The sequence below is a fragment of the Stenotrophomonas sp. PI_27 genome, from assembly GCF_027854495.1.
Lineage (GTDB): Bacteria > Pseudomonadota > Gammaproteobacteria > Xanthomonadales > Xanthomonadaceae > Stenotrophomonas > Stenotrophomonas pavanii.
This window is the reverse complement of the sequence record NZ_JAJNOF010000002.1, coordinates 23,912-46,941: the sequence shown is the minus strand read 5'-3', so window position 1 is coordinate 46,941 and position 23,030 is coordinate 23,912. Positions and strand designations below refer to the sequence as shown.

Here is a 23,030-nt window from a genome sequence, read left to right as displayed (position 1 = left end):
GGATGGGTGAGATCGAGCCATCGGCCGAGCCCTGTCCATGGCTGCCCGCCTCCACGCGTGGCGTGGATCTGCCGACCATCCTCCGCGCATGACGCGGAGGTCACCACCACCCACGGGAATGGATCCCGTGACTGCGAGAACACCTTGAAGCGCACCGCCCTGATCGCCCTTTCCCTCGGCCTGCTTGCACCGCTGGCTGCCCATGCCGCACAGGACCTGCCAACGCTCTACCAGGCCTTTGAAGAAGCCGGCAATTCGTCATTGGGCATGGACCAGCTCAACCAGACGGTGACATTCACTGCCGTAGCCCTGAGCGTTTCCAGCAACCTGGCGGGCGAGCCACTGATCGAGGCCGGCGACGACCAGGGCAATGTGCTGGCCCGGCTGACCAGCGACGACGAACAGCAGGCGGCCAAGCTGGGCGCGCTGGTAGAAGGTGCGACGTTCACCGCCAGCTGCACGCTGCAGTTCAGCTCGGGCACCGACTACCTGTCCTTCGGCGACTGCACCATCAAGTAAAGACGAAGCCGGCGAAATGCCGGCTTCATTCTGCTGCCCTGTAGCGTCGAGGCGCGCTCGGCTCGCGCCGTGTCACGGTCCCGAAGGCACCGGACCGTATGCATTCTCCTGCGGCGTGCCCGGCAACAGCGCGAATACGAAGATCACCAGGCCACCGAACGGAATGAAGGCCAGCAGGTACATCCAGCCCGACTGGTTGCAGTCATGCAGGCGACGGACGGTCACCGCGATGACCGGCAGCACGGTGGCCAGCCAGAACACGACGAACAGGATGATCGACGCAATGCCGAGGACGTCGGACTGCATCACCAGCCCGGCAACGAGCGGCACCATCAGTACGGCCGACACGATCAACAGGAACAGCTGGAACATCCAGTACTCGCGACGGTTGGCACGACCCTCGAACTGGGCGTAACGCTTCAACGGCAGAATCATTTCCTGCACGGCATCGATCCTTGAAAAAGTGGCCGCGCAGTGTGCCAAAGACCGGCGGCGGGAACAATGCAGCGTCGAGCATGGCTCGACCCTCCATAAGCCGGCTCAACGGCCCTTCGCGGCCCTCGCCGCTTCGCGCTCGGCACGCAGCCGGTCCAGCTTTTCCTTCAGCTTGATTTCCAGGCCGCGCGGCACCGGGTTGTAGTACACCCGTTCGCCCATCGCGTCAGGAAAACCGGTCTGGTCCAGCGCGATGCCTCCTTCGGCATCGTGGTCGTACTGATACTCGGCGCCATAGCCCAGCTCCTTCATCAGCTTGGTCGGCGCATTGCGCAGGTGCAGCGGCACCTCTTCGGTACCGCTCTGACGCACGTCGGCCTTGGCCTGGTTGAAGGCCGCATAGCCGGCGTTCGACTTGGCAGTGCTGGCCAGGTACAGCACCAGCTGCGCGAAGGCGAGTTCGCCTTCCGGGCTGCCGAGCCGCTCGTAGATGTCCCAGGCCTCCAGCGCCATGCTCTGCGCGCGCGGATCGGCCAGGCCGATGTCCTCGATGGCCATGCGGGTCAGTCGGCGCGCCAGGTAGGACGGATCGCAGCCGCCATCGAGCATGCGGGTCAGCCAGTACAGTGCGGCGTCCGGGTTGGAACTGCGTACCGACTTGTGCAGTGCCGAGATCTGGTCGTAGAACTGCTCGCCGCCCTTGTCGAAGCGACGGGTGCGATCGGCCAGCACCTGAGTCAGGGTCTGCGGCGTGATGCGCCCCCCCTCCCCGCCCGCCAGTTCGGCGGCGATCTCCAGCAGGGTCAATGCACGGCGCACGTCGCCGTCGGCGGCGGTGGCGATCTCCAGCAGCAGTTCGGGTGCGACCTCGATGCGCTCTTCGCCCAGGCCGCGCTCGCGATCCCCCAGCGCACGTTCCAGCGCTTCGACGATATCGGTCGGCGAAACACCTTCCAGCACATGCACGCGGCAACGCGACAGCAGCGCCGAGTTCAGCTCGAACGACGGATTCTCGGTGGTGGCGCCGACGAACAGGATCGTGCCGCGCTCGATGTGCGGCAGGAATGCGTCCTGCTGCGCCTTGTTGAAGCGATGCACCTCGTCCACGAACAGCACGGTGCGCCGGCCCTCCGCGAAGCGTTGCGCGGCTTCGGCCAGCACCTGGCGCACCTCCGGCAGCCCGGACAGCACGGCAGAGATGGCACGGAATTCCGCATCGGCGTACTCGGCCAGCAGCAGCGCCAGCGTGGTCTTGCCGCAGCCCGGCGGCCCCCACAGGATCATCGAATGCACGCGACCGGATTCAACCGCGCGGCGCAGCGCGCTGTCCGGCGCCAGCAGGCGCTTCTGCCCGACCATTTCATCGAGGGTGCGCGGGCGCATGCGCTCGGCCAGCGGGCGCAGGTGCTCCCGATCAACGCTCAGCAGATCGGGACCAGGGAAGGAAGTGGAGCGATGTCTTGGCACCCGCTTATTGTACCGCGAGAGCGTGACGGCGATTCCGGTAGTGCCGGCCGCTGGCCGGCATATCCCAAGCGCCTGCCAACGGTTGGCACCCACCGGATTCGGTAGCGCCGGGCCATGCCCGGCGCCCTGATCAATCACCGATGACGTCGGTGCCCTTCGGCGGGGTGAAGCTGAAGGTGCCGGCGGCGAAGCCCGGGTTGCGCTTCCAGCCACTGAAGCTGATCACGGTACGCTGGCCAACCGCATCGGTGATTTCCATCTTGGCCAGGCCCTGCGCGTTGAAGCCCAGCGCCGCGTACTGGAAGCTGGCTTCGGTCTCACGCTTCGGCGACAGCGACAGCCACTGCAGGCCATCGCGCTGCGCAGCCTCTTCGCTGACGTCGTACTGCTGTTCCAGCAGCGCCGGATTGATCAGCGCGGTCAGCGGGCTGTTCTGCTCTTCCTTGCCCTGCTCGCGCACGGTGGCCTGCTCCAGGTCCGGCTCGTACATCCAGACCTTCTTGCCGTCAGCCACGATCAACTGCTCGTGCGGGCGCACGTATTCCCAGCGGAACAGGCGCGGCGCCGACAGGGCCACGCGGCCGCTGGTCGATTCCTTCACCTTGCCGCGGCTGTCGAACACCTGCTGGCTGAACTGGCCATCCAGGCCCTTCAGGCCACTGGTGAAAGCCTTCAGGTCATCGCGGGCGCCAGCCCAGGCACTGCCGGCGGCGGCGCAGGCCACGGCCAGGGTGGTGGAAGCAAGGAAACGGCGGAAGCGGACGTTCATGCGGAAATCCTGTGGGCACGCAGGCCAGGAAAGTTGGATGTGAGTGTGCCCGGTGCAAGCTGAATGGGCGATCAGGGCGACATTATGCCGCCCTGATCGTCGAACGGCGATGCACGCACGAAGGCGGCTTCATCCATGCAGGGCGCGGTTCTACTTCAGCCGGCCGTACAGCACCTGGCCACGGAAGCCGCGCCGCACTTCGCGATACAGCGCGCGGAACGCCGGATAGTCCTGCGGCTGGCACAGCGCCTCCGGGCCACGCACCGCGTTCTGCTGCAAGCGGTGGTGCACGATCACGTCCTGGCCCTCGCGACTCCAGTCCACGCGGTACTCGCCGGCGGCGTTGGCGAAACGCTGGCTGGCCGGGATGGCGATGATCGGTGCATTGGCCGGGAACTGCAGGCGATAGGTTTCCTCGCGCAGGCTGGCATTGCAGTAGAACGGCGTTTCGTTGGCCGGCGCCGAGGCAGTGGCGTACAGGCCGCGCACCGACTCGCCACCCGGCGGGTCCGGCACGGCCATGCCCCCGGCCACGCTGAAATCGGCGTAGTCCTCGGCCTGGAACGCCATGCGATAGCCGAAGGGCCGGGTCAGATCGCCTGGCACGCCCTGAATCTGCAACTGCCCGCGCCCGTCAAAACCCGACGCGGCCATGATCTGCTCCTCAGCGCGCGCACGGTTCTGCGCGTTGAGCTGTGAGAACTGCGCGCGCATGCCGATCTCGGCGTTCTCGCCCAGCTTCGGAATCGTCTCGCCGCGCAGGTCGCCATTGGCGTCGAAGGTGAAGCGCACTTCCATGGACGTGGCGTTGCGATCGGGCGTGTTGGCCGGGGTGCGCGCCAGCGTGGCGTCGCGGGTGCGCACCACCGGCGCCCCCAGATCGCCTTCCGGCAACTGTCCGAAGCGCGCCCATGCCGTAGTCGAATCCAGGTACAGATCGAACTCGGGGATGTAGGTGATGGCGTGGTTGAAGCGGCCCAGCACCGGAATCTTCGGCAGCGTCGGACCGCCCCCGGCACCGATCAGCACCGGCGAGCTGGCGATGCCCTTGGCCGCCAGCAGCGCTTCCAGGATCGTCACATGGTCCTTGCAGTCACCATAGTGGTTGTCGAGGATGCTCTGCGCGCTGTTCGGCTCCAGGCCGCCATTGCCCAGGTACACCGCCACATAGCGGATGTTCTGCGCCACCCAGCGGTACAGCGCATCGGCCTGCCCGCGGCGGTCGCTGATGCCGGCGGTGATCTGGTCGGCCAGCGCCTGCAGTTCCGGCGTGACCTGCGCCGCCGGCCCGGCCTTGCGCTGGTAGGCGCGGCCCATCTGCGCCCAGTCACGATACGTGCTGGCCATGATGTTCGGGCCGAACTCCCAACCGGCGGCCGACCAGTTCTGCGCCGGCATCGCCTCACGCCGCTGGTAGCGCCAGCGCCACTGCGCCTGGCCGTTCTTCACTGTCGGGCGATCGCTGCCCTGCACGCCGCGGCTGTCGATGAACATCGGCAGGTTGGCCGGCGCACTCAGGGTGACCTCGGCGTCCTCGTATTCGGTGAAGACATTGAAGGTCTCCCACAGGCCGAAATAGCCCGGGAAGTACGGCGTCAGCTGGGTCCGGCGCACCTGGTAGTACAGGCGCGTGCCCGGCGCCAGGTTCGGGAACACGATCACCCGCACCTTACGGTCGGCGTACATCGCCGCCGAGGCGCTGGAGTAGCTTTCCTGGGTGTAGATGCGGTCGGCCGGCACGTCGCGGCGCTGGCCGTCGGCGGTGATGGTGTAGGCGCCAAGCACCTCCAGGGTTTCCATCTTCTCGCTGTAGCTCAGCCGCACCTGGCTGAACTGCTCGACCGAGGCCTTGGTCTTGAGCAGGACTTCGTAGGTTTCGGTCTGCACATTGCCCGCATCCGGCCGGACCTGGTAGTCGGCGCGGTAACGGACAATGCTGAAATTATTGCTGGCTTCGGTATCGCCGCTGGTGGAAGGCGGCGCCGTGGCGGGCGCGGAGGTGGCGGTTTCTGCCAGTGCCGGACTGGCAGCCAGCAAGGCTGCCAGCGCCAGTGCCAGCGCGCTTGGTACGGGGTGAAGCATGCGTCGGTTCCTTGGACGTCGTGGGGGATACCTCGGGTCTTACTTCGGCGGCGGCGGTGCCAGCACCGTGCGGTCGCCGTTGTGCTCGGGCGGGCTGACCACGCCGGCCGCTTCCATGGCCTCGATCAGTCGCGCTGCACGGTTGTAGCCGATCTTCAGCCGGCGCTGCACGCCGGAAATGGAGGCGCGGCGGGTCTCGGTGACCACCCGCAGCGCTTCGTCATACAGCGGGTCGGACTCGTCGCCGGCCGCACTGGTCTCGGGCAGGCCGGTGGCACCGACGACCACGCCGTCGCCCATCGTCTGCACCTCGTCCAGCACCCCGTCGACATAGTCGGCCGGGCCCATCGCCTTGAGGTGCTCGACCACGCGGTGCACTTCGTCATCGGACACGAACGCACCATGCACGCGCTCGGGCAGCGCGGTGCCCGGTGGCAGGTACAGCATGTCGCCGTGGCCGAGCAGGGTTTCCGCGCCGGACTGGTCGAGGATGGTGCGCGAGTCGATCTTGGAGCTGACCTGGAAGGCGATACGGGTCGGGATGTTGGCCTTGATCAGGCCGGTGATCACGTCCACCGACGGGCGCTGCGTGGCCAGGATCAGATGGATGCCGGCCGCACGCGCCTTCTGCGCCAGGCGCGCGATCAGCTCTTCGACCTTCTTGCCGACGATCATCATCATGTCGGCGAATTCGTCGATGAAGATGACGATGAACGGCAGCGTCTCCAGCGGTCGCGGCGCCTCGCCCAGTTCCGGGTTCGGCTTGAACAGCGGGTCCATCAGCGGCTGGCCGGCGTCCTGGGCTTCCTTCACCTTCTTGTTGAAGCCGGCCAGGTTGCGCACGCCCACTGCGCTCATCAGCTTGTACCGGCGCTCCATCTCGGCCACGCACCAGCGCAGGCCGTTGGCGGCCTCCTTCATGTCGGTGACCACCGGTGCCAGCAGGTGCGGAATGCCCTGGTAGACGCTCAGTTCGAGCATCTTCGGGTCGATCATCAGCATCCGCAGGTCCTTGGGCGAAGCCTTGAACAGCAGGCTCAGCACCATCGCGTTGACCGCCACCGACTTGCCCGAACCGGTAGTACCGGCCACCAGCAGGTGCGGCATGCGCGCCAGGTCGGCCACCGTCGGGCGGCCGGCGATGTCCTTGCCCAGCGCCAGGGTCAGCACGCTGGCCGACTTGTCATATTCCTTCGAGCGCAGCAGCTCGGACAGGAAGATCATCTCGCGGGTGACGTTGGGGATCTCCAGGCCGATCACGGACTTGCCCGGAATGACATCGACCACGCGCACCGACTTCACCGACAGGCCACGCGCGATGTCCTTGTCCAGCGAACTGATCTGGCTGACCTTGATGCCCGGTGCCGGCTCGATCTCGAAACGGGTGATGACCGGGCCAGGGTTGGCGCCGACCACCTGCGCATCGATGCGGAAATCCTTCAGCTTGAACTCGATCTGCCGCGACAGGGTTTCCAGCGTTTCTTCGTCATAGCCCTTCGGCTGCGGCTTGGGATCATCCAGCAGCGCCAGCGGCGGCAGGTCGGAACCATCGCCATTGACGCCACGGAACATCGGAATCTGGGTATCGCGCTTGGCCCGATCACTCTTCTCGATCACCGGCTCCGGACGCGGCTCGATCTTCACCGGCTCGCGCTTGGCGCGCACCTCGGCGTCGGCCTTGCGCACTTCCTGGCGCTCCTCGCGCATGACCCGGGTCTGCTTCCACTCGGTGACTTCTTCCTTCTTGCGTTCCAGCAACGGCGCCAGCGACATCACGCCGCGACCGATCTTCTCCATCACCGTGAACCATGACAGCCCCGTCGCCAGGGTGATCGAGGCCAGCAGCAGCACCAGTACGAACAGGTTGGCCCCCAGCGCGCCGAAGCCCACCGTCAGCGAGTTGCCTACCAGCTTGCCGAGGATGCCGCCGGCACTGGCGACATCGCCACTGAACAGGCGCACATGCAGGAAGCCGGTGCCGGCAATCAGGAACCCGACCAGACCGACCAGGCGCAGTGCCGGATCCAGGTCGTTCTCGCCCTTGCTCTCGCGCTTGAGGCCGAACATGGCGATCCAGGCCAGCGCGCCCAGCACGATGGGCAGCAGGAAGGCGATGTAGCCAAACAGCTGCAGCAGCACGTCGGCGATCCAGGCGCCGGCACGGCCGCCCAGGTTGTGCACCGGCGCGACCACGCTGCCGGTGTGCGACCAGCCCGGATCGGTCGCTGAATAGGTGAAAAGACTGGCCGCCAGATAGAGCAGGGCCGGCGCGATGGCGATCAGGCCCAGGTCGCGCCAGAGGCGCTGGCGGCGTGGATTGTCGGTCGTCGCCGCCGCGGCCGTGCGACGTGACGCCTTGCTGTCGTCCGACTTGGAGCGTTCAGGGACCTGCTTCGCCACCTTAGACCATGCCTTTGGAATGCGCTGTTAGTGATTGATAATAAATGAGACGGCGTCAGTTTTCAGTTATGCGACATCTGGCCGGGTCCGGACAGGGCCGAAACCACCGCTGGATGACGGCGTTCTGTTCATCGGCTTGAATCGCCCTGCCCCAGCCGCCACTCTATGACCTGCCGAGGATGCTGCGCAAACATCGCCAGCGCCTTGTCCCATCTACCTTTTCGCGAGTTTACATGAGCACCAGCCTGCCCTCCCGCCACCAGCGCCTCGTCATCCTCGGTTCCGGACCGGCCGGCTGGACCGCCGCCGTCTACGCCGCCCGTGCCAACCTGAAGCCGGTCGTCATCACCGGCCTGCAGCAGGGTGGCCAGCTGATGACCACCACCGAGGTCGACAACTGGCCGGGTGACGCCCACGGCCTGATGGGCCCGGACCTGATGGCGCGCATGCAGGCCCACGCCGAGCGCTTCGAGACCGAGGTCATCTTCGACCATATCCACACCGCCGACCTGTCGCAGCGCCCATTCAAGCTGATCGGCGACAGCCATGAGTACACCTGCGACGCGCTGATCATCGCCACCGGCGCCACCGCCAAGTACCTGGGCATCCCGACCGAAGAGACCTTCAAGGGCCGCGGCGTCTCCGCCTGCGCCACCTGTGACGGCTTCTTCTACCGCGACCAGGACGTGGTCGTGGTCGGTGGCGGCAACACCGCCGTGGAAGAGGCGCTGTACCTGTCCAACATCGCCCGCAAGGTCTACCTGGTCCACCGCCGCGACACCCTGAAGGCGGAGAAGATCATGCAGGACAAGCTGTTCAAGAAGGTTGCCGAAGGCAAGATCGAGACCGTCTGGCACCACCAGGTGGAGGAAGTGCTGGGCAACGACGCCGGCGTGACCGGCGTTCGCGTGAAGTCCACCCTGGACGGCAGCACCCGCGACATCGACGCCCACGGCTTCTTCGTGGCCATCGGCCACCACCCGAACACCACCTTGTTCGACGGCCAGCTGGCGATGAACAACGGCTACCTGGAAATCCGTTCGGGCCTGGGCGGCAACGCCACCCAGACCTCGGTGGAAGGCGTGTTCGCCGCCGGCGACGTGGCCGACCAGCACTACCGCCAGGCGATCACCTCGGCCGGCTTCGGCTGCATGGCCGCTCTGGACGCCGAGCGCTATCTGGACGCGCAGGGCAAGGCCAGCTGAGAAGCGAACCTGCTTCTGTAGCGTCGAGCGATGCTCGACCGAGACCAAAGGCCGGCGCGAAAGCGCCGGCCTTCGTGCTTTCAGGAGTGCCAGGCCATGCCCACCCTCACGTCCGCACGCACGCCTGCGAGAACTCGACAGGTGCCGACGCAACCCCGTCCGCGTCCCTCAGGAGCGCACTCCAGCGCGCGACGCCCGTGCCGACGCCATTGCAGGCAAGATTGATCACCACCGGTTGCATCGGATCATCAAAGGTCCTCGTCGACGAGGAGCACGCACCCACCTCGGAACAGGTCGTCAGCGAGAGCTCCACCGACAACGGATACTGGGGGTTCCCGGCATAACGGACTTCGACATCCCTGGCCGATTGAACGGGCACATCGGTGTCTGGAATCGCATGCAGCGCCAAGGGCTCGCACGTCTTTCCCGTTGCCCACAGGCGATAGCCCTTCTCCACCCCTTTCATCGACGCCGAGCGGAAGATGGGATCCTGCAAGGCAGCCACATCGTCAGGATTGGAGTGGTAGGCGGTTTCGACGATCACCGAGGGCATCTTCCCGATGCGGTTCTCGCCGTGCCCATCAGCAGCCGATTCGGCTCGAACAGGAAAGTTCTCGTACCCCGGTTGGGCGTGGATCAGTTCTCTCATCCCGCACAGGATGCTGTCACCCAGCGCCTTGTCTTCAGGCTTGGAGCGATGGTGATAGACCTCGGCACCACGAACGCTGGGGGCTAGGTTTCCGTTTGTGTGCAGGCTCAGCATCACATCCACACCGAGATGATTGGCGTAATTGGGGCGAGCACGGATGTCCTCCTTGACTTCACGATCGCTGTCGGCGCTGTTTGGCAGCTCATTCCAGATGTCTGCACGCTCAGGGAGGAGCGCCTTCAAGTGATACCTGGCAGACATATGTTCCCAAGGGAGGCCTGACTCCGGATGCGGGTCGATAGAACGACTGCGCGCTCGATGCACGACCAATCCGCTTCGTTGCTCCAGCAAGCGCTGCAGTTCGTCTCCGTATGTCGGGCTCAATACATCCTCCTGAAGTCCGAGCGGGGCCGGTCGTTGAAATTCCCACGCCCTGCTGGGATGCAAGGCAATGTACCCATGACTTGAGGAAACCAGAGCCTGCGTGTGCACGGACCGGGATTTCGCCGCTCTTGGCGCAGGGTGATCTTCCGGGAAATGCGCCTCGATTGGCTTACCCTGGAAAAGGAACTCCACGTCCAGGATGTCCAGGCCCGCCTGATTCGAGTAGTGCCGAAGATCAGCGGCCAGCGGTATGAGGAAGAGCTCTCCATAGTTCTGTTCATTGCCTGGAAGATATCCGGGGCCGAACTCGACGACCATTCTGCGCTTCTGCGGAACTACCACTACGCTCACAGTCACCTGGCGCAACCTGCCCTTCTCTTGCAGATGGCGAGTCAACCTGGCGGAAATCTCGTGCTCAAGCAGTGCAACCAACTCGGCATAGTCGCCCGGATCTTCCGCTGCCCTCTCCGCTGTCTTCGAGGACTCGGCTCCAGAAGCCAACACGGGTGGCACAAAGATCAGGCCGCACGCGACCGCGGCAGTTGCAAGCTTCAATCCCTTCATCGTTGATTTCTCCATGTGGTGGGATGCGCGCCGCTCATGCAGCGCCCCGCCACCCTGCCGACCCGTGCGCCAGCGATTCCGCACCCAGCGCACACGGATGGAGAATTCAAATTTTCCTCACCTCCAACCGAAACAAACCAACCCAGCTCCGCCAACACCGTTCGCGATCCACCTGGCCTATCCTTGCCAACCATGCCCTCCACCCGCTTCCTCCACTCCCTTCAGTCCATTCCCGCCACCGATTGGGATGCCCTGCACGACGGCCAGAACCCGTTCGTCAGCCACGCCTTCCTTTCAGGCCTGGAACAGCACGGCTGCCTCCGCGAGGACTGGGGCTGGCAACCCCGGCACTTCACGCTGTGGGAGGGCGAGCGCCTGATCGGCGCCATTCCGGGCTACCTGAAGACCAACTCCCACGGCGAATTCGTGTTCGACCATGCCTGGGCCAACGCCTATGCCCGGCATGGCCGCGACTACTACCCGAAGTGGCTGGGCGCGGTACCGTACTCGCCGGTCACCGGGCCGCGCCTGCTGGCCCGTCACGATTCAGATCGCGCCGCGTTGCTGTCGGTGTTGCGTGATGCGCTGCCGGCACTGGAGGTGTCATCGGCCCATATCAACTTCCATACCGCAGCTGACGAAGCGCTGTTCGGCGAGGACTGGCTGCTGCGCGAGGATGTGCAGTTCCAGTGGCAGAACCCCGGCGAGTGGGCAACGTTCGAGCAGTTCCTCGCCGCGATGGACCACAAGCACCGCAAGAACATCCGCCAGGAACGGGCCAAGGTCACCCGCCAGGGCATCACCTTCCGCGTGGTGCACGGCGACGAGGCCAGCCGCGCCGACCTGCAGGCGATGTACCGTTTCTACCTGCAGACCTTCCTGGAATACGGCAATGCCCCGGCGCTGACCGAGCCTTTCCTGCGCCATCTGGCGATCTCGCTCGGACGTGGGCTGGTGCTGTTCCTGGCCGAGCAGGAAGGCCAGCCGATTGCCGGCGCACTTTGCCTGCGGGGCGGCAGCACTCTGTATGGCCGCTACTGGGGCGGGGCCACCCTGCCCGGCCTGCATTTCGAAGCCTGTTACTACCAGGGCATCGAGTACTGCCTGCGCGAAGGCCTGAGCCGTTTCGAGCCGGGCGCGCAGGGCGAGCACAAGCTGGCGCGCGGCTTCCTGCCGACCCTGGTGCGCAGCCGGCACTGGGTGGCGGACGCGGATTTCGCCGAAGCGCTGCAGGACTGGTGCCGGCAGGAGCGACGGGATGTACGGCGGTACCGGCAGGAGCTGCTGGGGCACAGCCCATTTCGCGCGGACGGGTGACCTGCCAGCCAAGGTGGGCATCTGCCGCGGCATTCGCGCGGGGCCGCGACGAATACAATGCCGGCATGACCCGCCAGCTGCCCTGGCGCCTGGCCGATGCGCCGGACGCGCCCTTTCCCCCGGCCGAGACCGCCCTGCGCCAGCCCGACGGCCTGCTCGCCGTGGGCGGCGACCTGCACCCGGCGCGCCTGCTCAACGCGTATGCGGGCGGCATCTTTCCGTGGTTCAGCGAGGGCGAACCGATCCTGTGGTGGTCGCCTGACCCGCGCATGGTGTTCCGCACCGACGGCGTGCACCTGTCCAGCCGCTTCCGCCGCCAGCTGCGTGGCTGCGACTGGGAGGTCACCGCCGACACCGCGTTTGGCCAGGTGATGCGCGCCTGCGCCGCCGCGCCGCGGCCCGGCCAGGACGGCACCTGGATCAGCCCGGCCATGATCGAGGCCTACAGCCAGCTGCACGACCTCGGCTTTGCCCACTCGTTCGAGGTCTGGGACCGGCAGACGCTGGTCGGCGGCATCTACGGTGTGGCGATCGGTACCGTGTTTTTCGGCGAGAGCATGTTCAGCGGTGCCAGCGGGGGCTCGAAGGTCGCGCTGGCCGCGTTGGCGGCCACGCTTGGCGGCTGGGGCTGGCCGCTGATCGATGCCCAGGTGGAGAATCCGCACCTGCTGCGGATGGGCGCCACGCATCTGCCGCGCGCGGCGTTTCTGGATCACGTGCGCAAGGCGGTGCGCGACAAGGGCCGTGAAGGCCCGTGGACGCAGGCGGTGGGACGCCTGTCGGCTCGGCGTTTGGCCAGGGGTTAACACAAACTTTGCAAGCTGGGCCGGTCACGCGTAAAATACTGCGCCTTAGGCCCAGCGTGGCCGTTTTCTGAACCGCACAGGACTACATGTCGAAAGACGATTCCATCGAGTTCGAGGGCACCGTCAGCGAGACGCTGCCGAACACCACTTTCCGCGTTCGTCTGGAAAATGGGCACGAGATCATTGCCCATATCTCCGGCCGCATGCGCAAGAACTACATCCGCATCCTCACCGGTGACCGGGTCAAGGTTGAAATGACCCCGTACGACCTGACCAAGGGTCGTATCACCTACCGCATGAAGTAAGCGGTCGGCGCCTGGCGCCACGTCGACAAGGCCAGCCCTGGTTGCTGGCCTTTTGTCATGCCTGCCATCCGGCCCTGCCGGAGGTCATCGTGACCGAACTCACCGTGACGTCGGTCAGCCCTGCTTGCGGCAGATTCGCATCTGCATCCGCGGCGGCATCGTAGGAACCGATCCAGTCCGGATCGCCATCCCCTGCCCCGCCATGAACATGCCCTCGCTGACCGCCCTGCTCATCGCCCTCGTCGCGTCCGCCAGCGCGCTGCCTGCGCGCGCCGCCGATACCCCCGCTGCGGCGAACGCCGCTGACTGCATCCAACTGGGCGGCGACCAGCAACTGGTGCGCGCCGGCGCCTCGCGCAACATCCTGCTGCGCAATGGCCAGGACCACTATGTCGTGCATTTCCAGGACGACTGCTCCGCTGCGGCCCATTCGCGCAAGCTGAGCTTCTTCACCGATGGCCAGCAGGGCCTGCTGTGCGCCGCCGGGCGCAGCCAGCTGCGCACCGACGCCAACCGCTGCACCGTGGCGCAGGTCGAACCGATCGACGAGGCCACCTTCAAGAAGAAAGCCCGCCAGCGCAGCCGCTGACGTCGCGTACAACAAGGGCGGCCGAAGCCGCCCTTGTCAGGAAGGGTGTCACCGCACAGGCGCAACCAGTGGCAGCACCCGCGGCTGCTCGTGCTGCCGCGCCAGCCAGAGGTCGTAATTGGATTGCAGCCCCATCCAGAAAGCCGCCGTACTGACCCCGGCCATTTCCAGGCGGATGGCCAGATCAGGACTGATGCCCGCCTTGCCGTTCAAGACCCGCGACAATGCCACCCGCGACATGGCCAAGCGCTCGGCCGCTTCGGTCACCGAGAGATCCATCGGATCGAAGACCATCGCCTTGATCGTCTGCCCTGGATGTGGGTGGTGATGAATCATGCGCAACCTCAGTGATAGTCCAGGTAGTCCAGCAGCTCCACATCGCCACCGGTGAAACGAAAGGTGATCCGCCAGTTGCCATTGACCCACACAGACCAATGCCCCCTCCGGTCGCCCCGCAGCTTGTGCAGGCGCAATCCAGGCATGGCGAGATCCTCGGGACCCGATGCCACGTCCAGGATCGACAGGATCATCAATACCCTGCTGGTGTGACCGTGTCGGATCCCGCTGCTGATACCGGAGCGGTAGAGGCGCTCGAGGCCTTTGTGGCGAAAGCCGATGATCATCACTGTATCCCGTATCGTTGCGCGATACAAATGAAGCAGTCCCCATCGCGCTCACGAAACAGCATTGATGCCTTCGCACCCTTCCAGCAAGGCCGCAGGCGACAGGCCCAGCACAACAAGGGCGGCCGAAGCCGCCCTTGTCATGTCAGGTCCGTCGAAACCGGACGGAGGTCAGTTCATTCCACCGTGACCGGCAGCAAGCGCTCCGGTTCGGCCTGGGTCTCGACCACCAGTTCGTCGTCGCGCACATCGATGCTCACCTTGCCGCCATTGACCAGCTTGCCGAACAGCAGCTCGTCGGCCAGCGGCCGCTTGATCTTGTCCTGGATCACGCGGGCCATCGGACGGGCACCCATCAGCGGGTCGAAGCCGTGGTGGGCCAGCCAGTCGCGCGCGGTCGGCGTGGCCGACAGGCTGACGTGCTTGTCCTGCAGCAGCATCTCCAGCTCGATCAGGAACTTGTCGACCACGCGCAGGATGTGCTCGAAGCCCAACGCCTGGAACTGCACCACCGCATCGAGGCGGTTGCGGAACTCCGGGGTGAAGCTGCGGCGGATGGTCTCCATCGCGTCGGTGGCATGGTCCTGCTTGGTGAAGCCGATCGAACGCCGCGAGGCCTGCGCCGCGCCAGCATTGGTGGTCATCACCAGCACCACGTTCTTGAAATTGGCCTCGCGACCGTTGGTATCGGTCAGCACGCCGCGGTCCATCACCTGCAACAGGATGTTGAAGATGTCCGGATGCGCCTTCTCGATCTCGTCCAGCAGCAGCACGCAGTGCGGCGTCTTGACGATTTTCTCGGTCAGCAGGCCGCCCTGGTCGAAGCCGACATAGCCAGGAGGGGCACCGATCAGGCGGCTGATCGAATGCGGCTCCATGTACTCGGACATGTCGAAGCGGACCAGCTCGATGCCCAGCTGCAGCGCCAGCTGCTTGGTCACCTCGGTCTTGCCGACACCGGTCGGCCCGGCGAACAGGAAGTTGCCGATCGGCTTTTCCGGATTGCCCAGGCCCGAGCGGGCCAGCTTGATCGCCGAGGACAGCGTCTCGATGGCCGGGTCCTGGCCGAAGATCACCATCTTCAGGTTGCGCTCCAGGTGCTGCAGCACGTCCTTGTCGGTGGCACTGACCTGCTTGGTCGGGATGCGCGCCATCTTGGCCACGATCGCCTCCACTTCCTCGACGTCGATCAGCTCCTTGCGCTGGCCTTCCGGCAGCAGGCGCTGGCGGGCACCGGCCTCGTCGATCACGTCGATGGCCTTGTCCGGCAGCAGGCGGTCGCCGATGTGCTTCACCGACAGGTCCACCGCCGCCTGCAGCGCTTCGTCCGAATAGGTCACGCCGTGGTGCAGCTCGTACTTGGACTTCAGGCCCTGCAGGATCTCGTAGGTCTCGCCCACGGTCGGCTCGACGATGTCGATCTTCTGGAAGCGGCGGGCCAGCGCCCGGTCCTTCTCGAAGATGCCGCGGTATTCCTGGAAGGTGGTCGAGCCGATGCAGCGCAGCTCGCCGGAGGCCAGCGCCGGCTTGATCAGGTTGGACGCATCCATGGTGCCGCCCGAGGCCGAGCCGGCACCGATGATGGTGTGGATCTCGTCGATGAACAGCACCGCGTTGGGCACCTTCTTCAGTGCGGTCAGCACGCTCTTCAGGCGCTTCTCGAAGTCGCCACGGTACTTGGTGCCGGCCACCAGCGCGCCCAGGTCGAGCGAGTAGATCACCGCGTCGGCCAGCACTTCAGGTACCGAGCCCTCGACGATGCGGCGGGCCAGGCCCTCGGCGATGGCGGTCTTGCCCACGCCGGCCTCACCCACGTACAGCGGGTTGTTCTTGCGACGGCGGCACAGGACCTGGATCGTGCGCTCGATCTCGTCGGCGCGGCCGACCAGCGGATCGATCCGGCCGGACCGCGCCTGTTCGTTGAGGTTGCTGGCAAATTCGGTCAGTGCATCGCCCTTCGGCTCGCCCTCCCCGCCCTCCATGCGGCCCTCGCCCTCGGAGGAGGAGGACGGCTGCTCGCCTTCCTCGCCCAGCTTGGCGATGCCGTGGGACAGGTAATTGACCACATCCAGCCGGGTCACATCCTGCTGGTTGAGGTAATAGACGGCATGGGAGTCCTTTTCGCCGAAGATGGCGACCAGCACGTTGGCGCCGGTGACCTCCTTCTTGCCCGAGGACTGCACGTGGTAAACGGCCCGCTGCAGCACCCGCTGGAAACCCAGCGTCGGCTGGGTATCGCGGCCGTCATCTTCGGCCAGGCGGGACACGGAGGCCTCGATGGCCTGCTCCAGCTCCTGGCGCAGGCGTTCGGCGTCGGCACCACAGGCCTTCAGTACGGCCTGGGCAGACGGGTTGTCGAGCAGTGCCAACAGCAGGTGTTCGACCGTCATGAACTCATGCCGGGCCTCACGGGCGCGCTTGTAGCACTGGCCGATGGTGTGTTCGAGGTCTTTGCTGAACATGGATTACTCCGGCGGCAGATGGGAACAATATGCGGCCTGACTACGCGATTTCCATCACCCTAGCGGATTGCTGCGTTCAGATGGCGTTAGCACTGCAGATCGCTTGATCTTCATTCACTCCAGGATCGTACAACCGGCATGAGCGAACCCTACCTGAGCCGCTGGCGATTGCGGCGTGACGGCCCGGCCATCCGTACGCCCCACGCCCGGCTCTGGCCGGTGCTGACCGCCGCCGGCGAGCCGGCGATGCTGAAGATTGCCGGCGAAACCGAGGAGCAGAACAGCCATCGCCTGCTGCGCTGGTGGGACGGCGATGGCGCTGCCCGGCTGCTGGTCCACGAGGGGCCGGCGATCCTGATCGAGCGCGCCAGCGGTCAGTCGCTGCGGCAACGCTCGATCGATGGCGCCGATGACGCCTGCACCACGATCCTGTGCCAGGTCCTGCAGCGGCTGCACCGGCCACGGAGCGCGCCGCCAGCAGACCTGGTCTGCCTGCGTAGATGGTTCGCCGACCTGCTGCAGCCAAGGGCCGCGCTGCCGCCACTGCTGGAACAGTGCAGATCACTGGCAGGAGGGGTGTTGCAGGAAGAACAGGAGATCCGGCCGCTGCACGGCGACCTGCACCATGACAACGTGCTGGATTTTGGTGCGCGCGGCTGGCTGGCGATCGATCCGAAACGGCTGCTGGGTGACCGCGCGTTCGACTACACGACGCTGTTCAGCAATCCGGATCTGTGCGGCCCGGGCATCCACGTGGCCACGCGGCCGGAGCGGTTTGCCGCCCGGCTGGAACAGGTCAGCGCGCTGGCTGGGCTGGAACGGGCGCGCCTGCTGCGCTGGATCGCCGCCAGCGCGGCACTGTCGGCCGTGTGGTTCCGGGACGATGGCGACCCCGCCGACATCGACGAGGCGGTGGCGCGGATGGCGCTGGAGGCGCTGGCGGAGAGGTGAGACCCGCGCTTGGCAGGTGCCCACCTTGGTGGGCACACCCATCCGGGATCGATGTGCCCGGACGAGAATCGGCAGCCGGTCAGGCCTTTTCCATCGTGCACAGCAGCGGGTGCTGGTTCATCCGCGAATACTCGTTGACCTGGGCAACCTTGGTCTCGGCCACCTCGCGGGTGAACACGCCGCAGACCCCGCGGCCGCGGGTATGGACGTGCAGCATCACCTGCGTGGCCTTGTCCAGGTCCATGCTGAAGAACTGCTGCAGTACATCCACCACGAAATCCATCGGGGTGTAGTCGTCGTTGAGCAGCATCACCTGGTAGAACGGCGGCGGCGCCACTTCCGGGCGCGCGGGCTCCACGGCAACGCCGTGCTCGTGATGGGAATCGGGGGAGGACTCATGGGGCATCCACCCATTATAGAGGTTGCACCGCGCCTGCGTCGGCCCGCCGCGGATTGGACGGCACGCACGCCCAACGTCACAATTGCAGCTTCTTTCAACACTGCTTCACAGGATCTTCATGAAAAGGACCCTTCTGCCCGCCCTGCTGATCACCCTGGCCGCTGCCGGTGCTGCCACCGCCGCACCCCAGGCCGACAAGTCCGTGGCCCGCCACCTGGACAAGCTGGGTTACACCTACGAGGTCGACGAGGATGGCGACTACCGCATGGTCTTCGACGTCGAGGGTGACCGCACCCAGATGGTCTACGTGCGCTCGGCGGTGGAAGACTTCGGCAGCCACAACATCCGCGAGATCTGGTCGCCGGCCTACAGTGCCAAGACCAAGCAGTTCCCGGTGGCCGTGGCCAACCGCCTGCTGGAAGATTCGCAGGACGCCAAGATGGGCGGCTGGGTGAAGCAGGACACCACCGCCATGTTCGTGGTGAAGATCGACGCCGATGCCACCCCCGACCAGCTCAGCGACGCCATCGATGCGGCCATCCGCACCGCCGACGCGATAGAGCTGGAACTGACCAAGAAGGACGAATTCTGAGTTGAACGCCACGCCGGACCCGCGCTGGGCACCGCACGCCACCGTCGCCACGGTGGTGGTCGACGGCGGCCGCGTGCTACTGGTTGAAGAGACCATCGACGGCCGCCCGGTGCTGAACCAGCCGGCCGGCCACCTCGAGCCGGGCGAAAGCCTGGCCGAGGCTGCCCTGCGCGAGACCCGCGAGGAAACCGGCTGGACCGTGCAGCTGACCCACTTCATCGGCTGCTACCAGTGGACCGCCGGCGACGGCACTGCCTTCCTGCGCTTCTGCTATGCGGCGCGCCCGGTCTCGCACGACCCGGCGCAGCCGTTGGACACCGGCATCGACCGTGCGCTGTGGCTGACCCCGGCCGAGCTGCAGGCCGCCGGCGCGCGCCAGCGCAGCCCGTTGGTATGGCAGGTGGTGGCCGATTACCTGGGTGGCCAGCGCCATCCGCTTTCACTGGTCCGGGAGGTCGCATGAGCACTCCGCGCGTGATGGTGGGCGTGTCCGGTGGCGTCGATTCCTCGGTCGCCGCCTGGCGCCTGGTCCAGCAGGGCGAGGCCGTGGCCGGCCTGTTCATGCAGAACTGGGCCGACGACGGCAGCGGTGACTGCCGCGCCGAGGACGACCGCCGCGATGCGGTGGCAGTCTGCGGCCTGCTCGGCATCCCGTTCCACTTCCGCGACTTCTCCAGCGAGTACTGGCAGGGCGTGTTCGAGCACTTCCTGGCCGAGTATGCGGCCGGCCGCACGCCGAACCCGGACGTGCTGTGCAACCGCGAAGTGAAGTTCAAGCATTTCCTGGATGCCGCCCGCGAGCTGGGCGCCGAGCGCATTGCCACCGGCCACTATGCCCGGGTAACCCAGCGCGGCCACCAGTGGCTGCTGCTGCGCGGCGCCGACCGTTCCAAGGACCAGAGCTACTTCCTGCACCAGCTGGGCCAGGAGCAGCTGGCGGCCACCCTGTTCCCGATCGGCGACCTGGAAAAGAGCGACCTGCGCCGGATCGCGCGCGACGTTGGCCTGCCGACCCACGCCAAGAAGGATTCCACCGGCATCTGCTTCATCGGTGAGCGCGATTTCCGCGAGTTCCTTGGACGCTATTTGCCGGCCAAGCCGGGCCAGATCCTCGACCCGGCCGACGGCAGCGTGATTGCCGAGCATCCGGGCGTGTTCTATTTCACGCTGGGCCAGCGCGAGGGACTCAACATCGGCGGCGTGCGTGGCCGCCCGGCTGCACCGTGGTACGTAGTCGGCAAGGATGTGGCCAGCAACGTGCTGTACGTGGACCAGGACCGCGACAGCCCGTGGATGCTGTCCGGGCGCCTGCGTTCGGAACGCGCGCACTGGATCGCCGGCGCGCCGCCGGCGCGGCGCTTCGAATGTACTGCCCAGACCCGTTACCGCCAGCCCGATGAGCCCTGTACGGTGCAGGTGCTGGACGACGGCAGCGTGCTGGTCACCTTCGCGCGCCCGCAGCGCGCCGTTACCCCCGGTCAATCGTTGGTGCTGTATGACGGTGACGTGTGCCTGGGTGGCGCGGTGATCGCCGCCACCGATGCGCCGCTGGAAGAGCGCCTGCGCACCACCCCCTCCCCTTTTGAGGTAATCGCTGCATGAGTTTCACTGTCGACGACCGCGTCCTGGCCCTGGCCGGCATTGCCCAGGCCCTGCAGCAGGTCCGCCGCATCGCCGATACCGGCCATTCCGACGCCGCCGCCGTACGCACCGCCGTGGACAGCGTGTTCCGCGTGGATGCGTCCTCGCCGCAGGCGGTGTTCGGTGACCGCCATGCATTGAAGGCGGGGCTGCGCCTGCTGCACAACTACTTCCGCAGCCAGGGCCAGGACCCGATCCTGCCCAAGCTGGCCCTGTCGGTGCTGCAGCTGGAGCGCCGCTTCGTGCAGGACGGGGCGACCGTGAACAAGGTCGCCTCGGGCATCGAGCGCGCCCAGCGCCAGGCCGCCGAACTGGGTGACAGCGGTCACCCGGACGTGCTCGCCAGCCTGGGCGGCCTGTACGCCGACACCATCAGCCACCTCAAGCCGCGGGTGATGGTCCAAGGCAACCCGCACTACCTGGGCCAGGCCGGCGTGGTGGCGGAGATCCGCGCCCTGCTGCTGGCCGCGGTGCGCGCGGCGGTGCTGTGGCGGCAGCTGGGTGGCAGCTACTGGGACTTCCTGTTCGGGCGAAAGGCGATGATCGAGGCCGTGGACCGCCTGCTGGCCTGAGGGTGTGGGGTCAGAGCCCTTTTCCATGGAAAAGGGATCCGACCCCGTTGCTGCCTGCCCAAGGGGTCGGATCCCTTTCCGACACGGAAAGGGCTCTGACCCCGAGGCCGCCAGGGCGCCGGAAAACCGGCGCATTCAGAATGCACTTCGAGGCACATCGACGTTAAAGAGAAAGGGGGTACGGCCGATACATCCTCCGTGCACCTCCCGAGAACGTCCATGTACTCACGCATTTTCATCCGTCTGGCCGCCCCCCTGGCTCTGACCCTGCTGCTCCCCTTCGCCATCGGTTTCGAATGGCCGGCCGCCCTGCGCTGGGCGATCCTGACCACGATGACGCTGAGCTGGCTCGGCTTTGCGTGGTGGACCACCCGCGCCCAGGCACATCGTTCCCCCGAGCACGCCCGTGTCCTGCGCGAACAGGACCAGCTGCTGACCGAGCTGCGCAACTTCGTCGGCAACGAGATCGACGGTTCGCGTGGCGAAGTGGAACGCGCCCGTGACCTGATCCGCCAGGCCGTCTCCAGCCTCGGCGGCAGCTTCGATGCGATGAACCGCAAGTCGCGCCAGCAGAGCCAGGCCCTGTCGCGCATCGTCGACCGCGCCGGTGATGAAGGCAATGCCGGCCTCGACGTCGCCCGTTTCGCCCAGCACGCCAGCCATCGCATGGAACAGCTGGTGGAAGCGCTGGAACAGGTCAGCGGCCAGAGCAGCACCACCGTGCAGCACATCGACCAGATGGCGCAGCACCTGGATGGCATCTTCGCGTTGCTGGAAGACGTCAAGTCGATCGCCGACCAGACCAACCTGCTGGCGCTGAACGCGGCCATCGAAGCGGCGCGTGCCGGTGAAGCCGGTCGTGGCTTTGCCGTGGTCGCCGACGAAGTGCGCAACCTGTCCGAGCGCTCGACCACCTTCAACGAGCAGATCCGCAAGCTGGCGCACAGCTCCAAGGACGCCATTGCCAAGGTGCGCGAGACGGTCTCGCACATGGCCTCGCGTGACATGGACCGCTCCCGCGAAGCGCGCCAGGAAGCGGCGGCGATGCTCGACAATGTCGCGCAGATCAATGCCTCGCTCGGCGACGGCATGCGCGAAGTGTCCGAATGCGCCCGTGCGATCGATGGCAGCGTGGCCGAAGCCGTGCGCGCCCTGCAGTTCGAAGACATCGCCACCCAGGCCCTGGGCGGCGTGCACACCCACCTGGACCGCCTGACCACCATCAATCGCGAAGCGGTGGCCCTGCAGGAGCTGCTGCACCGCAACGGCGGCGTGTTCGACGAAGAGATTGCCAGCGCCCTGCAGCGCACCGGCAACCGCCTGCGCGAGCTGCGCAGCGAATGGGAACGCCCGCCGCACAAGCCGGTCGCCCAGCAGAGCATGGGCGCCGGCACCGTCGAGCTGTTCTGATCCTGATGTCCGCTGCCCTCGCCGGCAGCCCGCAAGGCCCCGGTTCGCCCGGGGCCTTTGCCTGTGACCCGCCGTTGGATGCATCCTGTACGCGCACCATGACCCTGATCCGCGCCCTGCCCGCCCTCACCGACACCGAGCGCCCGCGCAACGCGAGCGTGCGTGAGCAGTTGCAGCAGCTGGAAGACGTCGCCCGCGAGGAACTGCTCGAACTGCAGCACCTGGCCGATGCGCGCCCCGCCCCCTCCCGAGCCGACGATGAACTGCTGGGCCTGGCATGGGACCTGGGGCTGGATGGCGAAGCCCTGAAGTAGATCCGCGTCCTGCGTGGATGGCCGTCGCGCATGGCATGATCCACCGGTCCCGTCCATGGAAGACCGATGGCCATCGCCCTGATCGCAGTACTCCTGATCGAAACGGTCCTTCTGATGGCCTGGGTGGCCGGCTATTTCAGCTGGGGCATCACTCTGTTCAACGAACGCATTGCGGCGTCACCGGCCATGCAGGCCCGCCTTTCGCTGGGCAGCCTGGAACGTGACCTGCCACCGGACAAGTGGCTGCGACTGGCTTTCCATGCGCTGCCCGATGGCAGCATGGCGTTCCGCGAGAGCTTCGCGCCGAGCTTCGGCCTGCGCTACTTCCCGGTGATGCGCGGTCGCATCGTACTCAACGCGCGACGGCACGAGGTGCGGGTGACGGGCCTGTGCAGCTGGTTCGTGGCGATCCTGTCGCTGCTGCTGTTGCCGCTGGTGGCCATGCGCCCGATGGTGGCGCCGATGCTGCTGGTACTGCCGCTGTTCCTGGCCAGCTACCTGGTCCAGAAGCGGCGCTATGCGGCCGTCGTCCAGGCCCTGCGCATGCAGTTGAAGGCGGAGTTTCCCAGGTAGG

General features: G+C 66.3%; 24 protein-coding genes. 14 read left to right on the top strand and 10 right to left on the bottom strand.

What is annotated here, in order from left to right; genetic code table 11:
• Window positions 1–144 precede the first annotated feature (144 nt).
• On the top strand, window positions 145–519 hold the full coding sequence (locus LRM18_RS02450; protein ID WP_270950746.1) for a hypothetical protein: 375 nt from the start codon (window positions 145–147) through the stop codon (window positions 517–519).
• Between the two features lie 72 nt (window positions 520–591).
• Here LRM18_RS02450 and LRM18_RS02445 read toward each other — a convergent pair whose 3' ends face one another.
• From LRM18_RS02445 to LRM18_RS02425, 5 genes are all read right to left on the bottom strand, one after another.
• On the bottom strand, window positions 592–963 hold the full coding sequence (locus tag LRM18_RS02445) for a DUF805 domain-containing protein (protein ID WP_049467709.1): 372 nt from the start codon (window positions 961–963) through the stop codon (window positions 592–594).
• Window positions 964–1,059: 96 nt separating this feature from the next.
• Complete coding sequence (locus tag LRM18_RS02440) at window positions 1,060–2,337, bottom strand: replication-associated recombination protein A (protein WP_210240759.1); 1,278 nt, start codon at window positions 2,335–2,337, stop codon at window positions 1,060–1,062.
• Between the two features lie 214 nt (window positions 2,338–2,551).
• Window positions 2,552–3,190, bottom strand: coding sequence for an outer membrane lipoprotein chaperone LolA (gene lolA / locus LRM18_RS02435; protein WP_049467715.1), 639 nt, complete (start codon window positions 3,188–3,190; stop codon window positions 2,552–2,554).
• A gap of 150 nt (window positions 3,191–3,340) precedes the next feature.
• On the bottom strand, window positions 3,341–5,272 hold the full coding sequence (locus tag LRM18_RS02430) for a DUF3857 domain-containing protein (protein ID WP_049467718.1): 1,932 nt from the start codon (window positions 5,270–5,272) through the stop codon (window positions 3,341–3,343).
• 39 nt (window positions 5,273–5,311) lie between these two features.
• Window positions 5,312–7,672: a DNA translocase FtsK gene (locus LRM18_RS02425; RefSeq protein ID WP_064238502.1), complete on the bottom strand. Its 2,361-nt coding sequence runs from the start codon at window positions 7,670–7,672 to the stop codon at window positions 5,312–5,314.
• 233 nt (window positions 7,673–7,905) lie between these two features.
• Here LRM18_RS02425 and trxB point away from each other — a divergent pair, with 233 nt between their 5' ends.
• Window positions 7,906–8,877, top strand: a complete 972-nt coding sequence (trxB, locus tag LRM18_RS02420; RefSeq protein WP_049455054.1) for a thioredoxin-disulfide reductase — start codon at window positions 7,906–7,908, stop codon at window positions 8,875–8,877.
• 106 nt (window positions 8,878–8,983) lie between these two features.
• Here the strand turns inward: trxB and LRM18_RS02415 are convergent, their stop codons facing one another.
• Window positions 8,984–10,474 (bottom strand): N-acetylmuramoyl-L-alanine amidase, encoded by a 1,491-nt coding sequence (locus LRM18_RS02415; protein ID WP_270950739.1) that lies wholly within the window; start codon window positions 10,472–10,474, stop codon window positions 8,984–8,986.
• Window positions 10,475–10,666: 192 nt separating this feature from the next.
• Between LRM18_RS02415 and LRM18_RS02410 the strand changes: the two genes are divergently transcribed.
• The 4 genes from LRM18_RS02410 to LRM18_RS02395 all read left to right on the top strand — a co-directional run bounded on the left by LRM18_RS02410 (window position 10,667) and on the right by LRM18_RS02395 (window position 13,491).
• On the top strand, window positions 10,667–11,791 hold the full coding sequence (locus LRM18_RS02410) for a GNAT family N-acetyltransferase (protein ID WP_164688374.1): 1,125 nt from the start codon (window positions 10,667–10,669) through the stop codon (window positions 11,789–11,791).
• 65 nt (window positions 11,792–11,856) lie between these two features.
• Window positions 11,857–12,597 (top strand): leucyl/phenylalanyl-tRNA--protein transferase, encoded by a 741-nt coding sequence (gene aat / locus LRM18_RS02405; protein WP_270950735.1) that lies wholly within the window; start codon window positions 11,857–11,859, stop codon window positions 12,595–12,597.
• Window positions 12,598–12,683: 86 nt separating this feature from the next.
• The gene (gene infA, locus LRM18_RS02400) at window positions 12,684–12,902 is read left to right on the top strand and encodes a translation initiation factor IF-1 (RefSeq protein WP_005409596.1); all 219 of its coding nucleotides are present in this window, start codon (window positions 12,684–12,686) and stop codon (window positions 12,900–12,902) included.
• Window positions 12,903–13,104: 202 nt separating this feature from the next.
• Complete coding sequence (locus LRM18_RS02395; protein ID WP_049467732.1) at window positions 13,105–13,491, top strand: hypothetical protein; 387 nt, start codon at window positions 13,105–13,107, stop codon at window positions 13,489–13,491.
• Between the two features lie 48 nt (window positions 13,492–13,539).
• On the opposite strand, the gene LRM18_RS02390 is transcribed toward LRM18_RS02395, so the two are convergent.
• From LRM18_RS02390 to clpA, 3 genes are all read right to left on the bottom strand, one after another.
• Window positions 13,540–13,827 (bottom strand): HigA family addiction module antitoxin, encoded by a 288-nt coding sequence (locus LRM18_RS02390; protein ID WP_049412360.1) that lies wholly within the window; start codon window positions 13,825–13,827, stop codon window positions 13,540–13,542.
• Window positions 13,828–13,835: 8 nt separating this feature from the next.
• Complete coding sequence (locus tag LRM18_RS02385) at window positions 13,836–14,114, bottom strand: type II toxin-antitoxin system RelE/ParE family toxin (protein ID WP_270950613.1); 279 nt, start codon at window positions 14,112–14,114, stop codon at window positions 13,836–13,838.
• A gap of 176 nt (window positions 14,115–14,290) precedes the next feature.
• Window positions 14,291–16,576 carry an ATP-dependent Clp protease ATP-binding subunit ClpA gene (gene clpA, locus LRM18_RS02380; RefSeq protein ID WP_049467738.1) on the bottom strand — a complete coding sequence of 762 codons (2,286 nt, stop codon included), beginning with the start codon at window positions 16,574–16,576 and terminating at the stop codon, window positions 14,291–14,293.
• 138 nt (window positions 16,577–16,714) lie between these two features.
• Here clpA and LRM18_RS02375 point away from each other — a divergent pair, with 138 nt between their 5' ends.
• Entirely contained in the window at window positions 16,715–17,527 is an 813-nt protein-coding gene (locus LRM18_RS02375; RefSeq protein WP_270950611.1) for an APH(6) family putative aminoglycoside O-phosphotransferase, read from the top strand.
• 79 nt (window positions 17,528–17,606) lie between these two features.
• Here the strand turns inward: LRM18_RS02375 and clpS are convergent, their stop codons facing one another.
• On the bottom strand, window positions 17,607–17,933 hold the full coding sequence (gene clpS / locus LRM18_RS02370; protein ID WP_006444529.1) for an ATP-dependent Clp protease adapter ClpS: 327 nt from the start codon (window positions 17,931–17,933) through the stop codon (window positions 17,607–17,609).
• 112 nt (window positions 17,934–18,045) lie between these two features.
• Here clpS and LRM18_RS02365 point away from each other — a divergent pair, with 112 nt between their 5' ends.
• From LRM18_RS02365 to LRM18_RS02335, 7 genes are all read left to right on the top strand, one after another.
• Window positions 18,046–18,519: a hypothetical protein gene (locus LRM18_RS02365; RefSeq protein ID WP_270950587.1), complete on the top strand. Its 474-nt coding sequence runs from the start codon at window positions 18,046–18,048 to the stop codon at window positions 18,517–18,519.
• 1 nt (window position 18,520) lies between these two features.
• The gene (locus tag LRM18_RS02360; protein WP_049467746.1) at window positions 18,521–18,982 is read left to right on the top strand and encodes an NUDIX hydrolase; all 462 of its coding nucleotides are present in this window, start codon (window positions 18,521–18,523) and stop codon (window positions 18,980–18,982) included.
• On the top strand, window positions 18,979–20,121 hold the full coding sequence (mnmA, locus tag LRM18_RS02355; RefSeq protein WP_049467749.1) for a tRNA 2-thiouridine(34) synthase MnmA: 1,143 nt from the start codon (window positions 18,979–18,981) through the stop codon (window positions 20,119–20,121). The genes LRM18_RS02360 and mnmA overlap by 4 nt, the downstream gene beginning before the upstream one ends.
• A complete protein-coding gene (hflD, locus tag LRM18_RS02350; protein ID WP_049467751.1) occupies window positions 20,118–20,732 on the top strand; it encodes a high frequency lysogenization protein HflD in 615 nt (204 codons plus the stop codon). The genes mnmA and hflD overlap by 4 nt, the downstream gene beginning before the upstream one ends.
• 219 nt (window positions 20,733–20,951) lie before the next feature.
• A complete protein-coding gene (locus tag LRM18_RS02345; RefSeq protein WP_270950583.1) occupies window positions 20,952–22,142 on the top strand; it encodes a methyl-accepting chemotaxis protein in 1,191 nt (396 codons plus the stop codon).
• 98 nt (window positions 22,143–22,240) lie between these two features.
• A complete protein-coding gene (locus LRM18_RS02340) occupies window positions 22,241–22,456 on the top strand; it encodes a hypothetical protein (RefSeq protein WP_053463201.1) in 216 nt (71 codons plus the stop codon).
• A gap of 66 nt (window positions 22,457–22,522) precedes the next feature.
• Complete coding sequence (locus LRM18_RS02335) at window positions 22,523–23,029, top strand: hypothetical protein (RefSeq protein ID WP_270950564.1); 507 nt, start codon at window positions 22,523–22,525, stop codon at window positions 23,027–23,029.
• The last annotated feature ends 1 nt before the right edge of the window (window position 23,030 follow it).